The sequence below is a fragment of the Actinoallomurus sp. NBC_01490 genome (assembly GCF_036227085.1).
Taxonomy (GTDB): domain Bacteria; phylum Actinomycetota; class Actinomycetes; order Streptosporangiales; family Streptosporangiaceae; genus Actinoallomurus; species Actinoallomurus oryzae.
Genome location: NZ_CP109433.1, coordinates 3,784,520 through 3,798,575, shown reverse-complemented (window position 1 = coordinate 3,798,575; position 14,056 = coordinate 3,784,520). Strand labels below are relative to the sequence as shown.

Sequence of the window (14,056 nt, the reverse complement as noted above, 5' to 3'; positions counted from 1 at the left end):
TCCGGACATGGCTTCGCCTCCACCCGCCGCCGGCCCGCGGCTGGCCTGGGCCGGCCTGCCGGCGTCCGTACGGTCGGCCGTCGAGGCACGCGCGGGCGCGGCCGTCGTACGGGCACGCGACCAGCGGGGCGGGTTCTCGCCCGGCGTGGCGGCGCGGCTGCTGCTGGAGGACGGGCGCCGGTTGTTCGTCAAGGCGGTGGCGCCGTCGATCAATCCGGTCTCCCCGGACCTGCACCGCGGCGAGGCCCGTACGCTCGCCGCCCTGCCGGCCGCCGCGCCCGCGCCGCGCCTGCTCTGGAGTTACGACGACGGTGACTGGGTGGTGCTCGGCATCGAGGACGTCGAGGGGCGCACGCCCGCGCTGCCGTGGCGCCGCGACGACCTCGACCGGGTGGTGACGGCGGTCTCGGCGATGGCGCGAGCACTGACCCCGGCACCGGAGGGCTTTCCCGCCGTGGCGGAGAAGATGGACGCCGCGTTCACCGGCTGGCGGACGCTCGCCGCGGACCCGCCGCCGGACCTGGGCCCGTGGGAGTCGCGGCGGCTCGACCGGCTCGCCGCGGTGGAGGAGTCGTGGAGCGATCACGTGGCCGGCGACACGCTCCTCCACCTCGACCTGCGCGCCGACAACGTGCTGCTCGACCGCTCCGGCGGCGTGCACGTCGTCGACTGGGCCCACGCGTGCGTGGGCGCGCCCTGGGTCGATCTCGCGCTGCTCCTGGCCGAGGTGGACGATCCGGCCGCCGACGAGATCCTCGCCGGTGCCGGAGCACCTCGCGAGGGCGTGGACGCGCTGCTGTGCGCGTTCGCCGGGCTGCTGGCCGAGCACTGCCGCCGCCCGTCCCCGCCCGGCCTGCCGACGATCCGCGCCTACCAGCGCGCGTACGCTGAGAGCACGATCGGCTGGCTGGCACGACGCTGGGAATCCGGTTCGGTTTGGGCGTTGGAGTAGGGCTTGGTAGGCTGTCCCACTGCGTGTGGGCGCGTCAGGTCCCGCGCCCCATCCCATCGACTTCATACCTGAGGCTTCTTTCGTGGCGAACATCAAGTCCCAGATCAAGCGGAACAAGCAGAACGAAAAGGCTCGTCTGCGTAACAAGGCGGTCAAGTCGGAGCTGAAGACCGAGATCCGCAAGTTCCGCGAGGCCGCCGAGTCGGGCGACGCCGACGCGGCCAACGCCCAGCTGCGCGTCGCGCTCCGCAAGCTCGACAAGGCCGCCAGCAAGGGCGTCATCCACAAGAACCAGGCCGCCAACCGCAAGTCGGCGATCGCCAAGCGCGCCGCCGCCCTGCAGGCCGAGTAAGGTTCTGAAGCTCTTCTGACGCCGCGCCCGACCGGGCGCGGCGTCGTTGTGCTGTCTCGACGTCAGGACAGCCGGTGGCGCACCCAGACGCACGGTTCGCAGTAGACCGCGTGACCATGCACGGTGTCGCAGTGCACCGGGACCAACGCGCCCGGCACCTCGACGGGGCCGGTGGTGTCGAACGGCAGCCCGGTCCAGGCGCGCCAGTCCGCGATGCTCCCGGCGATGGTCATCGCCCGTGCCGACGTCCCGGTGATCCGGCCTCCGGCCCGGACATGAACCCGTAGCCACGGATCGACCGGCAGGCCGTCATCGCGGCGCAGGTTCGCGTAGTCGACGATCGACATCTGCGGGTGATGATGTTTGGCGTTGGGCCTCACCGGCGCGACCAGGTCGGCATAGCCCTGGTCAGCGACGTTGCGGCGCATCGCGGCGAGCATGATCGATGACATGCCCTTGCCCTTGAGATCCGCCCGGACGGAGATCTCCAGTGCGGACACCATCGTGCCTCGACGGCGGACCGACCGGTCGCGCGCCGCGATGAGAACGACCTGGTCCCAGCCGCCGGCCGGAAGTGACTCGTCTGGGTCACCCGCCCAGGTGAACGGCACGCTGTAGCCCTTGGCGACCAGGCGGTCCGGACGGTTCCGGTCGATCGCGATCAGCACGAACTCGGGGCAGGCCGTGACGGCGTCGCCGTAGTACAGCGGAGCGACCGGATCCTGCCGCATGAACACGGGCCAGTCGTTGAAGTCCTCCAGCAGCGGCACGAGGTCGGGCCGTTGCGCGGCGGTGGTCACCAGTAGATCCATGGTGCCGCTCCCTCGTGCTCCCGGGTCCAGGCCCGGCGCACGCTATCGAGCCGGCCCCGGGGCACGCACCTGGTTTTCGCCGGTGCCGGGATCGCGCCCCGTGGGTGATGGTTCAGGGTGTCGCGGGCCAGGAGCCGGTGATCTGCCGGTCGAGTCCGGCCCAGGTGGCGACCGGGTGTACCCAGTCGGGTGGCGTGGCGGGCTGGGGGCCGAACAGGTACAGGTGCGGCACCAGCCCCCGCAGGGCCGTGTGCACCGAGAGACGGTCGTCGACCATGTGGGTGATGCCGAGTTCGGCGCAGTGGCCGGCCTTGTCGGCGCGTTTCCGGCAGAAGCGGACGTGCTGCGGTGCGATTCCCGTGCGCCGGTAGAAATCATGGCGATCGAGCCATTCCAGCGTGCGGCGTTGAATCCGCTCGCCGCACTTCGATATCACCCAGACACGGCCGCCGAAGCGGTCGACCAGTCCCGGCAGCGTCTCGAACATGCCCGCCGTGGCCGGGGATCGCATCGCCTCCTCGGCGTCTCCGTCGAGGAAGGCGGTGTCCGCCTCCCCCGATTCCGCCGCGCCGCCGTGGATGACCCGGCCGAAATCCACTCCCAGGCGCGGTTGTGTCATGACATTCATCGCACCAGATTGCGGCATATCCCACCCGGCGGTAAACCGGTTATCTCGACCGCCGTCTAACGGCCGAATCCATTGATATACCGCTCGACCGCCCGCCGGTCGTATCCGCGGAGCACCACGTCGAACACCGGAGGCGGCCCGCCGGGCCGGGGATCGGTGGTGCCGCCCGTCGTCAGGTTTCGTACGTACTCGTCCACCTGCCGCCGGTCGTACCCCCGCCAGACGACCGGGAAGTCCGGTCCTTCGGCCGCAGGCTCCCACAGCTCTTCCACGCGCTCACCCGTCCTGACCCGGCGCCCGCGGCGCGTCAGCGCGTGCCGCGGGCGGCGACGATCTGGTTGATCGCCTTCTCCAGAGCGTATGCCGGATCGGCACCCGCGCCCTTGACCTGAGCGTCGGTCTCGGCCACCACCTGTAGGGCCTGCGCGACGCCCTCCGGGGTCCAGCCGCGCAGCTGCTGCCGTACGCGGTCGACCTTCCACGGCGGCATGCCCAGCTCCTTGGCGAGCCCAGCGCCGCGTAGCCCGCGGGGAGCGCCGCCGACCTTGGCGAGTGAACGGACGCCCTGAGCCAGCGCGCTCGTGATCAGCACCGGGGCGACGCCCGTGGCCAGGGCCCAGCGCAGCTGTTCGAGCGCGTCCGCGAGCTTGCCCTCCACCGCGCGGTCGGCGACGTTGAATCCGCTGACCTCCGCGCGCCCGCGGTGGTAGCGCGCGACCGCCGCGTCGCCGACCTTGCCGCCGGTGTCGGCGACGAGCTGGCTGCAGGCGCTGGCGAGCTCGCGCAGGTCGTTGCCCACGGCGTCGAGCAGGCTGCGCGCGGCGTCCTCACCGATGCTGCCGCCGGCCCGGCGTACCTCGGCCCGTACGAACGCGACCCGCTCCCCCGGCCGGGTGATCTTTTGACAGGTGACCTTGCGCGCGCCCGCCTTGGTGAGGGCGTCGACCAGCGCCTTGCCCTTGACACCGCCCGCGTGCACGACGACGAAGTCGATGTCGTCGGCGGGATCCCGGGCGTAGGCGCCGATCTCGGCGATCAGGTCCTTGCCGAAGTCCTGCGCGGAGCGGAGCACGACGACCCGGCCCCCGCCGAACAGCGACGGCGACGTTAGCTCGGCGAGCGCCCCGCGGTTCAGCGTCGCCGGGGTCAGCTCGTGCACCTCGACATCGGACTCGCGCGCGCGTGCGGCGGTGACGACATCGGCGATCGCCCGATCGACCAGCAGTTCTTCGTCACCGACGATCAGTGTGAGACGTTCGGAGGACACGCTTGCAGCATGCCATGCCACGAGGATCCCCCGCGCCGTACCGGCGACTTCAGCCATTGCCCGGCGGCCGGATCCCACACCGGCGACTTCGCGGTGATACTGCTCACCGACGGCCCCACCACCCGCCCTCGCCGACCCCGACGGGGCGGCGGTCCCGCGGCGTGTGCAGCGTGCGGCCTGCGGCGACGTTTGCTTCGTCTTCGAGCGCACGGGCCCGCGACCGTACGGCCCAGGCGAGACCGATCGGCGCCATGCTCACCCTCGCAGACCCGCGACCCTACGGCCCGCACCGCGCGCGAGACCGCCCGGACATGGCACGGACGCCGCCCCGCTGCGCACCAGAGCCGCGGCCGCCTCGTGCCGAACCGGACCACGACCGACCACGAGCCGCAGTCCGACACGACACGGGGCAGGCCACAACCGTGCGCGGGGCGGTGGCGGGACCACACGATGACCGTCGCAGCGCCACGGGCTCCGCCGCGCGACTGGCGGCCCCGGCGCCGCACGCGGCCGGGCTGTCGCCGCCGAGCAGCCGGCCGCGAGAGGCGCGCGGAGCACGCGGGCGCCGACCGGCCTGGGAACCGTGAAGGGGCGCGTTCGGTGGCTGTCGTCAGCCGGTGCCGGTCGGTACGTGTGGGCGGAAGGCGACGGCGCGTACCGGACCGAGGTCGTCGTTCTTCGGGTCGGGTGGCAGCGGGAACACCGTCGTCAGCAGCCGCCAGCCGAGCGGATGCGTCTCGCTGAGGGAGACGAGCAGCGAACGGCACTCCTCGGAGGGCAGGAAGCGGTGCTCGGGCTCGGCGAACCGGAGATGGCCGATGCGCAGTTCGAGCGCGCGGCCGGCGCGGATGTTACGCACCCAGTCGGCGCGGTTCCCCCATGCGGCGACCACGACGACCTCGCCGGTCTCGTGGTCGAGACGGGCGACCTCCAGCACGGTCTCGCGGCGCAGCCCGGTGAGCCGTCCCTGGTGGGCCAGATAGAGGAAGCGCTTGCCGAGAAGGAAACCCAGGTCGCGGCGGTACACCCAACGCGGTGCCCGCAGAGCGTGGAGCAACAACCCCTCGGGTCTACGGGCGCCGGACGCTTCTCGGCTCATCGTCCAATAATGCCCGATCGAATCCGGGATGGGCTCTTGGAACGAACTCGTCCGGATCTCGTGCGGCCTCCTGCGGGACGGAGGGAATCGCCATTACCCGCGGCCGGTTACGTGGTACATGGCCGAATTCAGTGATGTGCGCTGGTCAGTGCTGGACCTCGTGCCGGTGAGCACGGCGACGACCCCCGCGGAGGCGTTGCGGGCGTCCGTCGAGCTCGCCCCGGTGGTGGAACGGCTCGGTTACCACCGCCTGTGGGTGGCCGAGCACCACGGCATGCCCGGTATCGCCAGCTCTTCCCCCGCCGTCCTCATCGCGCATCTCGCGGAGGCCACGACGACCCTCCGGGTGGGGTCGGGCGGCGTGATGCTGCCGAACCACGCGCCGCTGGTCGTGGCGGAACAGTTCGGCACGCTGGAGGCGCTGCACCCCGGCCGCATCGACCTGGGCATCGGCCGCGCACCGGGCACGGACCAGGCGACGGCGTACGCGCTGCGCCGCAGCCCCGACCTGAGCGCCGACGCGTTCCCCGAGGACCTGGCCCAGTTGCGGGCGTTCCTCGACGGCACGTACCCGCGGATCCGCGCGGTGCCCACCGGCGCCAACCCGCCGGCCGTCTGGCTCCTGGGCTCGAGCGGGTACAGCGCGCAGCTCGCGGGCGTTCTCGGCCTGCCGTTCGCGTTCGCGCACCACTTCAGCGCCCGGTTCACCGATCCCGCGCTGGAACTGTACCGGTCGAGCTTCGAGCCGGCCGGTGGCCTGGACCGGCCGTACGCGATGGTGACCGCGGCGGTGTTCGCCGCCGACACCGATGAGGAGGCACAGCGCCTCGCCGCCCCGCAGGGCCTGTCGATCCTGCGGCTGCGCTCGGGCAACCCGGGCCTGCTGCCGACGCCGGAGGAGGCACAGACGTACGAGTACACGCCGCAGGAGCGCGAGGCGATCGCGGCGTTCACCGAGTCGCACATCGTGGGCGGCCCGGACACCGTCCGCAAGGGTCTGCTGGAACTGCTCGAGCGCACCCGCCCGCAGGAACTCATGGTCTCCATGAACATCGGCGACCCGACCGCCCGCCGCCGCTCGTACGAGATCGTCGCGGAGATCGCCAAAGACCTCTGACCACCCGGCCCCGACACCGGCGCCGCACCTCACCGTGCTGCCGTACGGTACGAGCCGACCTCCGGCCCGCCACCCGGACACGCCTACGGTCCGTGGCGCACCGTACGGCGGCCCAAACGACCACCCATCGGGTGTTCAGTCGGCGCGGAGGCGGCGGCCGAGTGACGCTCCGTTGCGTACGTCCTGGGGCTTGCGGACGTAGACCGTGACATGCCGGTTGTCCGCGAGGGGCGCCAGGTCCACGCCGGGGGCGATGTTCGCGATGAAGAGCTCACTGAGCTCGGGCAGGGCGGCCAGCGGGGCCAGATCGGTGACGTTCTCGCAGGCACGGAGCCAGAGCGTCTTCAGCTGGGTCAGTTCGCCGATCGGCGTCAGGTCGGCGATGTTCGTGTCCTCCAGGTCGAGGAAGGTGAGCTCACGCATCCGGGCCAGCGAGGTGAAGTCGGTGATGGCGCGGCACCCCCACAGACCGAGTTCGCGCGGATTCAGCGGGACGAGCTGCGCGAGGTCTTCCAGCCGGGGCGAATGGTTGAGCAGCAGGGTCCTGACGCGGGGCATGCGCTCGGCCAGGGTCTCAAGGCCGGTGCTCAGGGAGGACGCCCGCAGCGCGAGCTGGGTGAGCGACTCGGGAACGGGCAGGTCGCGGATGTCCTCCAACGCGTGGCAGTTGGTCAGGGTCAGCGACGTCAGCGAGCCCTGCTCGCGCAGTGGGGACAGATCCGTGACGTTCGTCAACCGGCCGAGAAGCAACTGCCGCAGCTCCGGAAGGCCTCGGACGAAGTGCAGGTCGGTGATGCCGTGGGCGGTCAGGGCCAGGGCGTGGAGCCTTCGCAGCCGATGCAACGGCGTGAAGTCCTCCACGCTCGCTTCGGTGGAGACGGTGAGGTCTTCGAGAGTCTCGGCGTAGGCCGTGAGCGGCTCCAGGTCGCCCGAGCGCAGCCCGTGGATCGACAGCCGCGTGAACGGTTTGTCCAGGTCGCTGAGGAGGGACAGGTCGCCCATGACCTGCGGGTCGAGGTGGAGCGACGTCAGCCGCCGGAGATGGCGTGCCGCGGAGAGCAGACGCGGCTCCGACAGGCGGAGGCTTCCGGCGACCAACGGCGCGTCGGCCAGGACCTCCGAGGCGTACCGGTCCGCGTCGAAGTACTCCCAGCCCTTGACCAGTTCCTCCTGTACCTCCTCCCGGGGATCCGCTCCGTATCCGGCGAGCAGGTCGAGAGCGCCGGGCCCGTTGACCAGCCACGCGGTGCGGACGACGGCGCGGGCCGCCGCGGCGGACAGCCCGTCCGGCGTGCGGGGAAGGCGGTCGAGGATCGGCTCGCCGACGTTCGACAGCGAACGGGCGGAGGCGAGGTCGCGCGGCGGGACGAGGTCGTCGAGGCAGTGCTCGATGTCCCCGCGCAGCTCGCCGGGGATGGCGGGGAGGGTCTCCAGGCATCCGGCGACCAGCAGTTTCAACCGGCGCGCGTTACGCGGCTCCGCGCGGACCCGGGCGAGGAGGCCGCCCAGCAGCTCCGCACGCTGCGGCGCGTTGGCGTGGGCCGCGGCCATGATGATGGTCTCATGCCACTGGTCCTTGTGCGCCTGGGCGACCAGCGGCTCCAGGTCGCCGTCGTCGGCGAACTGCTTGGCGGTGAGGTACTCCTGCACGGTCCGGTGCACGAAGTCGATCCGGCCGGGCACGGGCTCGCGCAGGACGCCGCTGCGCTCCAGGAGGTGGGCGAGCACGGCCTCGGCGTCGCCCGGTGCGCTCGGCATCGCGGCGAGCTTTTCGCCGGTCCGGCGGATCACCGCGTCTCGCGGCAGCTCGGTGCGTCCGGTGATCGACAGACGCCAGGCGAGCTCCTGCAGGATCAGCAGTTTGTGCGCGCGCTGGAGCGTGATGCCGTCGTCGGCCTGGATCTGGCGTTCGACGTCACGGCGTTCGAGCAGGAGCTCGAGCGCCGCCGCGTACAGGCCCATCCGGTCGCGCGGCAGTTGTTTCTCCCGGTCGAGGTTGAGCGCGCAGAGCATCGCGGCGAGCAGCGGGCTGCCGGCGAGCGCGCGCAGGTGAGGCGCCGACTCCATGCGCGCCAGCAGCGCCGCCTCGAAGCCCGGCAGTTGCTCGGGCGCGCACGGAAGGTCCCCCGCGTCACGGACCGCGGCGTGCCAGTGCCGGATCAGTGCCTTGATGTCGTCGGGTGTCATCCGCTCCAGCAGCGCGGTCGTGAACCCCTCCGCGCCGAGCCAGTCGGCCCCGGCCGCCGCGGGCCGCGATGTGACCACGACGCGCAGCCCCGGGTATTGGGCGATGAGGCCGGCGAGCCACGGGCGTACGGCCCGTCGCTGCGCGCTCGGCAGCTCGTCGACTCCGTCGACCATGAGCAGGACGCGGCCGTCCTGGAGACGGCGGTGCACCCAGCCCGCCGGCATCAGCCCGGCGATGGAGTCCGCCACCCCTTCCAGGAACCGCTCTGGCGGCGGCAGCGCACGCCCGGTGTGGCTGCGCAGCTTGATCAGGAACGGCACGCGGCCGTTCCATTCCGCGAGATCCCCGGTGAAGGTGCCCCGGGCGGCGGAGATCGCCAGCCAGCGGAGCAGGGTGCTCTTGCCGGACCCCGCCTCACCTCTGATGAGCGTCAGCGGGGCGCGGGCCAGCGCGGCCTCCACCCGGAGCGTCGCCTCGCCGGGCTCGCGCTCGCGCGTGCGCCATTCGTCGAGGTGCGGCGTGCGGGTGGCGCGGCGCCGGCCGTCGCCGGTGGGGTCGCCGGCGGAGACGCTGAGGCTGATGTAGGCCACGCTCAGCGTCGTACGGGGACGGTAACGCTCGACGCGCACGCCGAAGAGCTCGAGAACGTCCAGGGCGACGCTGACGTGCTCGAGGTAGCGGCGGCGGAACGCCTCGTCGGTCGCCGCGCCCTCCGGAGCGTCGAGCGTGCGGACCGGCAGGCGGGCCAGGAGCAGCTCGACCTGTTCGGAGACGCTGGAGAGACGTGCGAGCGCCTCGGTGGAGGCACGGGGCCCGAACAGCGGCAGTTGCTGGACGATGCGCACGAAGCAGTCACAGCATTCGTCCAGCACGACGTCGTACAGACGGGCACCCGTGTGTCCGAGCTGAGCCTCGATGCGGCGCCGGGGCAGGCCCGCGCGGATCCGGGCGGCGACGCGTGCGGGGTCCAGGTCCGCCGCGAACAGCGCGCGGTCGGACAGATCGGCGTCGCTCAGCGTCAGCACGACTTCCGCGAGCGCGGCCGCCTTGTCGCCCTCGGCCAGCCCGCCGTACTCATGGCCGCACACGGCCAGCAGCCGTTCGGCGAACTGGTCGGCGACGTCGGCGACCTGGCGTTCGAACCGCCTGCGCGCGATCCGGTCGGGGAACCGCGCCCGGGTCAGCTCGATGAGGTCCTTGCCCCGATCTCTCTCGCCGGCACGGGCGGTGAGCCATGCCTGTGCCAGATGGCTCCCCAGCGCCTTGCCGACCGCGACCGCCGCGGTTTCCAGCGTCATCCAGGCCTCCCGCAGCCAGAGCGTGAGGGCATTATCGAGGAATAGGAGGACACGAGCACATACGCCCACCCAGACGCGGCGGAGGCCACGTGTACCCCGAGGGGCGGCGTGCCCGGCCATGAGCCCGCCTTCGCCGGAGGCGGCGACCGCCCGGGGCCGCACCCTCGATCCGCCCGGCCCCAGCCCTTTTTTCGCCGGAGGTTCGACCGGTTCCCCCGGTTCGCCCGGCCACGGACCTTCCTTCACCGGAGGATGTGGCCGCCGGCACGTGCCTGCGGTTTCCTCGCTTCGCGCGATCATGGTCTGTTCCTCCGGGTCACGACGGCGGGGCCTGAGGGCGAGCCGATGACGGCGACGTCGCCGTCGCGGTCGGTGCGATAGACGCGCTCGCCGAGACGGGCCAGCGCGGACATGGTCGACGGCGCCGGATGGCCGTAGTCGTTGCCCGCCCCCACGGAGGCGATCGCGACCCGGGCGCGCACGGCGGCGAGGAAGGCGGGATCCTGATGTGACGAGCCGTGATGCGGGATCTTCAGTACCTGCGCGGAGGGAACACCGGCCGCCAGGAGCTCGCGCTGCGCCTCGATCTCGACGTCGCCGGAGAGCATGACGCTGAGGTGCGGCCAGCGCGCGAGCATGACGATGCTGGCGTTGTTGACCGTCGTGCCGGTGTCCCGGTCGGTCACGCGCGCGGTGCTGAGCGGACCGAGGACGGCCAGGGTGAGCGGGCCGACGGTCCAGACGTCCCCGATGCCGGCCGTGCGGGGTGTCCGGCCGTTCAGGAGGTGCCGCTCCTCACCGTCGCTGTCCGGGCTCGTCATGACGGTGCCGACGACCCGGCCGCGCAGCACCCCGGGCAGGCCGTCGATGTGGTCGGCGTGCGGATGGGTGAGGACCAGCAGCGGAACGGTGTGGACCCCGAGGTCGTGCAGGCACCGGTCCATCGCCCGCGGATCGGGGCCGGTGTCGACGACGACGGCCTGCCCGGGGCCGGTGGACAGCGCCAGCCCGTCGCCCTGGCCGACGTCGCAGGCCACGAACAGCCAGCCGCGCGGCGGCCACGAGGGCGCGAAGACGTGCATGCCGACGGCGATGAGTGCGACGCCCGCCAGGACCACGGCGGCGATGCCGCGGGGCAACGGCCGGCGGAGCACGAAAACACCCGCGAGGACGGCGGCGAGCAGGAGCGTGACACCCGTGAGGCCGGCCGGCCATCCGATCACCGCGTACGGCATCGAGGCGAAGAACCGGGCGACGCTCGTGATCCAGCCGACGGCCAGGCCCGCCGGCCACACGATGAGGCGGGCGGCGCCGAGGGAGAACGGCGCGACCGTCGCGGCGAGGACGCCGAGCAGCGTCGCGGGCGCGACGGCCGGAGCGGCGAGGAGGTTGGCCGGTATCGCGGACAGGCTGACGCCGGTGCCGAGCATCGCGAGCAGGGGCGCGCAGGCCAGATGCGCGGCGGCGGACACGGCGAGCGCCTCGGCGAGGCCTCGTGGCATCCGCCCGCTGAGCCGGTCGCGCCAGGCCGGGGCGAGCACGAGGATGCCCGCCGTCGCGAACGCCGAGAGCGCGAAGCCGTACGACCGGGCCAGCTCCGGATCGGCGAGAACGAGGACCAGGACGGCGGCGCAGAGCGCGGGAACGCCCTGGCGCTCGCGCCCGCCGACCACCGCGACCAGTGCGACGCCGCCCATGACGGCGGCACGCAGCACGCTCGGCGAGGGACGCGCCAGCACGACGAAGCCGACGATGGCGGCGCCGGCGAGCAGTGGACCCGCCCGGCGGCCGAGCCCCGCGAACCGGCCCAGGCCGAGCACGGCACCCAGGATCAACGAGAGGTTCTCGCCGCTGACGGCCATGAGGTGGGTGAGCCCGGCCTTCTCGAACGCGTCGGCCAGGTCGGGCCGGAGCAGCGAGGTGTCACCGTCGACCATGCCGGGCAGGACTCCGCACTGGTCGCCCGGCAGGTGACTCACCGCGGCCCGCAGCCGCAGGCGGACGGCGCCGGCCACGCGTTGTGGCATCGAGGGCGCCCCGAGCGTCGTCGGCGGGCCGCGCACCAGAGCGATGGCCGCCAGGAGTCGACCGCGGTCCGGCGTCGTCAGGCGAGCGGTGAAGCGGACGTGACGGCTCGGCAGCAGCCCCTTCCAGGACGGGCCCGCGGCGAAGGCGAGGACGGGCACCCGTACGCGCTGGGATCCGACCCGCTCGACGCGGACAGGGACGATCACCGTTTCGCGGTGGTGGACCGCACCGGTCTTGACGACCGCTTTCGGGTCGCCGGTCACGACCGCGTCGAGGCGGGCCGTGGACTCGCGCTTCGCCAACGCGCGCACCGGCCCGGACGCGACGGCCGCCAGCCGCGCCCCGACGCCGAACGCGGAGGCCGCGACGCAGATCAGGACGGCCGCCGTCGCGGTACGCATCGCACCGGAGCGCTCGGGCCGACCGACCTCGTCCGGAGACCGGGCCGGAAGCGCCGGGTCCGCCGCGGCCAGGACGTCACGGTCTTGGGACGTACGGCCGTGCGCCGGACGGAGGCGAGCGTCCGCCGGAGCCGGTCGAGCGAAGGCGCGCCCGATCGGCCGGATGAGCAGGACGGCGACCGCGGCCAGAGAAGCTCCGGCGACGAGGTACGCGACCGCGGCACTCGCGCCGAGCAGGATCAGCGCCGTCAGCCAGGCCGCGGCGGCCGGACCGACGAGCCGCAGATCGGGCCCGGCGTGAACGGGAGATGAGTGCTCCCCCGGCGGCGCATCACCCGCCTCGGGAGTCAGACGGTCGTCGTCCGTCGGCGGGGCGTTCATCTGAATCCTTCGAGGAGAGCCCGTCCTTCAGGGCGGAAGGAATCGGACCCCTGTGGAGCAGGGCATGGGTAGCCGAATCGCCGCCACGGCGATGCGGCGGCCACCTCCCGAAAACCCGGTACACGGTCACACACTGACGCGATAGTTCGCGGTCTGCGACCGCACTTCGTGTGAAGCGTGCTTTCAAGTACCGCTTCTATCCCACCAAGGCGACCTGGTACGGCCGCGAGGTGATCGTGGTCGACCGCTGGCTCCCCTCCTCCAAACTGTGCTCGGCCTGCGGCGACGTGACCGGCACGCTGCCCTTGGACGTCCGCATCTGGACCTGCGGCTGCGGCGCGACTCACGACCGGGACGAGAACGCGGCGAAGAACCTTCTGGCCGCCGGGCCGGCGGTGTCGGCCTGTGGAGCCGGTGTAAGACCTCAACGGGATCCCTCCCGGTCGGGGCTGTCGGCACTGAAACAGGAAGCCCTACAGCGCGAGCCGTAGGAACCCCCCTCGTCCACGAGGGGGAGGAAGTCAAACGCGGACGAGGTCCTTCACATCGGCGAACTTGGCCTCGCCGATGCCCGACACCTGGCGCAGCTCGTCGACCGAGCGGAATCCGCCGTGCTGGGTGCGGTAGTCGACGATGCGCTGGGCCAGCACCGGGCCCACGCCCGGTAGCTGGTCGAGCTGACCGGCCGTCGCGGTGTTCAGGTCGAGCGGGGCGCCGGGCACCGAGGTCTGCGAAGCGCCGGGTGCGGCCGGCGGGGGCGCCCCGGGCGCGGGGGTGGCGGTGACGCCGACGAGGATCTGCTCGCCGTCGACGACCCGGCGGGCCAGGTTGAGGGTGCCGGTCTTGGCACCGGGCCGGACGCCGCCCGCCTCCTTGATGGCGTCGATGACCCTCGATCCGGCGGGCAGAGTGACGACGCCGGGGTGGCGGACCTTTCCCGCCACGTCGACGACCAGGACGGCCGGGGTCGGAGAGGGCGTGGCGGCGACCGCCGGCGCCGCGGCCGTCTGCGCCGCGGGGCGGACGACGGGTGCCCGGACCGGCTGCGGCCTGGGTCGCGACCACCAGAAGAAGGCACCCGCCACCAGGGCGGCCAGCAGCCCGACCAGCGCCAGCACCCGCACACCGGGCAGGCCGGGGTCCAGGCGCGGACGGTCACGCCGGGCGTCGTCCTCCACCCAGGCGGCACCCTCTTCCGGGTCGTCGGGCGAGGCGCGTAACGCCGCCGCAGGAGGGCCTTGCGATGGCGGCACGGGCCCGCCACCGAACGACCGCGGCGCCCGGAACGCCTCGCGAAGCCGGTCGAGCGCGGAGGGATCCATCGGATGCTTCATGGCCGAGAAGCTAATCGGGCCGATACCCAGAGCGACAGACCGAAAGCGATCTGTGGATAACTCGGAGGTCGAGGCGACGCACCGCAGGACCGCCACGAACTCGGCGACCCGTACCGCAACGACCGCACACGCCGGCGGCGGACACGGCCGAGGCAGGTCGCGGGGCACCTGCATAGGACGCGACCAGGGCGTTCGCGCC

General features: G+C 72.6%; 12 protein-coding genes and 1 pseudogene. 4 read left to right on the top strand and 9 right to left on the bottom strand.

Annotated elements, in window-relative coordinates:
• Nucleotides 1–7: 7 nt before the first annotated feature.
• Nucleotides 8–952 (top strand): phosphotransferase family protein, encoded by a 945-nt coding sequence (locus OG417_RS18165; RefSeq protein WP_329257082.1) that lies wholly within the window; start codon nt 8–10, stop codon nt 950–952.
• 82 nt (nt 953–1,034) lie between these two features.
• Nucleotides 1,035–1,304: a 30S ribosomal protein S20 gene (rpsT, locus tag OG417_RS18160; RefSeq protein ID WP_329257079.1), complete on the top strand. Its 270-nt coding sequence runs from the start codon at nt 1,035–1,037 to the stop codon at nt 1,302–1,304.
• 62 nt (nt 1,305–1,366) lie between these two features.
• Here the strand turns inward: rpsT and OG417_RS18155 are convergent, their stop codons facing one another.
• From OG417_RS18155 to OG417_RS18130, 6 genes are all read right to left on the bottom strand, one after another.
• Entirely contained in the window at nt 1,367–2,116 is a 750-nt protein-coding gene (locus tag OG417_RS18155; RefSeq protein ID WP_329257076.1) for an N-acetyltransferase, read from the bottom strand.
• A gap of 112 nt (nt 2,117–2,228) precedes the next feature.
• Nucleotides 2,229–2,735 carry a hypothetical protein gene (locus tag OG417_RS18150; protein WP_329257074.1) on the bottom strand — a complete coding sequence of 169 codons (507 nt, stop codon included), beginning with the start codon at nt 2,733–2,735 and terminating at the stop codon, nt 2,229–2,231.
• 65 nt (nt 2,736–2,800) lie between these two features.
• Nucleotides 2,801–3,016 (bottom strand): hypothetical protein, encoded by a 216-nt coding sequence (locus tag OG417_RS18145; protein ID WP_329257071.1) that lies wholly within the window; start codon nt 3,014–3,016, stop codon nt 2,801–2,803.
• A 35-nt stretch (nt 3,017–3,051) separates the two neighbouring features.
• Nucleotides 3,052–4,011, bottom strand: a complete 960-nt coding sequence (gene holA, locus OG417_RS18140; RefSeq protein WP_329257067.1) for a DNA polymerase III subunit delta — start codon at nt 4,009–4,011, stop codon at nt 3,052–3,054.
• 103 nt (nt 4,012–4,114) lie between these two features.
• On the bottom strand, nt 4,115–4,264 hold the full coding sequence (locus OG417_RS18135) for a hypothetical protein (RefSeq protein WP_329257065.1): 150 nt from the start codon (nt 4,262–4,264) through the stop codon (nt 4,115–4,117).
• A gap of 357 nt (nt 4,265–4,621) precedes the next feature.
• The gene (locus tag OG417_RS18130; protein WP_329257062.1) at nt 4,622–5,110 is read right to left on the bottom strand and encodes a nitroreductase/quinone reductase family protein; all 489 of its coding nucleotides are present in this window, start codon (nt 5,108–5,110) and stop codon (nt 4,622–4,624) included.
• Between the two features lie 118 nt (nt 5,111–5,228).
• On the opposite strand from OG417_RS18130, the gene OG417_RS18125 reads away from it, so the two are divergent.
• Nucleotides 5,229–6,227: an LLM class flavin-dependent oxidoreductase gene (locus OG417_RS18125; protein WP_329257059.1), complete on the top strand. Its 999-nt coding sequence runs from the start codon at nt 5,229–5,231 to the stop codon at nt 6,225–6,227.
• A gap of 135 nt (nt 6,228–6,362) precedes the next feature.
• Here the strand turns inward: OG417_RS18125 and OG417_RS18120 are convergent, their stop codons facing one another.
• Entirely contained in the window at nt 6,363–9,713 is a 3,351-nt protein-coding gene (locus tag OG417_RS18120) for an NACHT domain-containing protein (protein WP_329257056.1), read from the bottom strand.
• Nucleotides 9,714–10,009: 296 nt separating this feature from the next.
• Nucleotides 10,010–12,523 (bottom strand): ComEC/Rec2 family competence protein, encoded by a 2,514-nt coding sequence (locus tag OG417_RS18115; protein ID WP_329257053.1) that lies wholly within the window; start codon nt 12,521–12,523, stop codon nt 10,010–10,012.
• A gap of 206 nt (nt 12,524–12,729) precedes the next feature.
• On the opposite strand from OG417_RS18115, the pseudogene OG417_RS18110 reads away from it, so the two are divergent.
• Nucleotides 12,730–13,014: pseudogene (locus OG417_RS18110) on the top strand (zinc ribbon domain-containing protein); the annotation flags it as partial.
• Nucleotides 13,015–13,044: 30 nt separating this feature from the next.
• Here OG417_RS18110 and OG417_RS18105 read toward each other — a convergent pair.
• Entirely contained in the window at nt 13,045–13,857 is an 813-nt protein-coding gene (locus tag OG417_RS18105) for a ComEA family DNA-binding protein (RefSeq protein WP_329257050.1), read from the bottom strand.
• Nucleotides 13,858–14,056 lie beyond the last annotated feature (199 nt).

Bases quoted from the DNA above. Each gene is read 5' to 3' on its own strand.
- OG417_RS18165 (WP_329257082.1), top strand. From the start codon at position 8: ATGGCTTCGCCTCCACCCGCCGCCGGCCCGCGGCTGGCCTGGGCCGGC.
- OG417_RS18115 (WP_329257053.1), bottom strand. From the start codon at position 12,523: ATGAACGCCCCGCCGACGGACGACGACCGTCTGACTCCCGAGGCGGGT.
- OG417_RS18135 (WP_329257065.1), bottom strand. From the start codon at position 4,264: ATGGCGCCGATCGGTCTCGCCTGGGCCGTACGGTCGCGGGCCCGTGCG.
- OG417_RS18120 (WP_329257056.1), bottom strand. From the start codon at position 9,713: ATGACGCTGGAAACCGCGGCGGTCGCGGTCGGCAAGGCGCTGGGGAGC.
- OG417_RS18130 (WP_329257062.1), bottom strand. From the start codon at position 5,110: ATGAGCCGAGAAGCGTCCGGCGCCCGTAGACCCGAGGGGTTGTTGCTC.
- OG417_RS18150 (WP_329257074.1), bottom strand. From the start codon at position 2,735: ATGACACAACCGCGCCTGGGAGTGGATTTCGGCCGGGTCATCCACGGC.
- OG417_RS18125 (WP_329257059.1), top strand. From the start codon at position 5,229: ATGGCCGAATTCAGTGATGTGCGCTGGTCAGTGCTGGACCTCGTGCCG.
- OG417_RS18155 (WP_329257076.1), bottom strand. From the start codon at position 2,116: ATGGATCTACTGGTGACCACCGCCGCGCAACGGCCCGACCTCGTGCCG.
- OG417_RS18105 (WP_329257050.1), bottom strand. From the start codon at position 13,857: ATGAAGCATCCGATGGATCCCTCCGCGCTCGACCGGCTTCGCGAGGCG.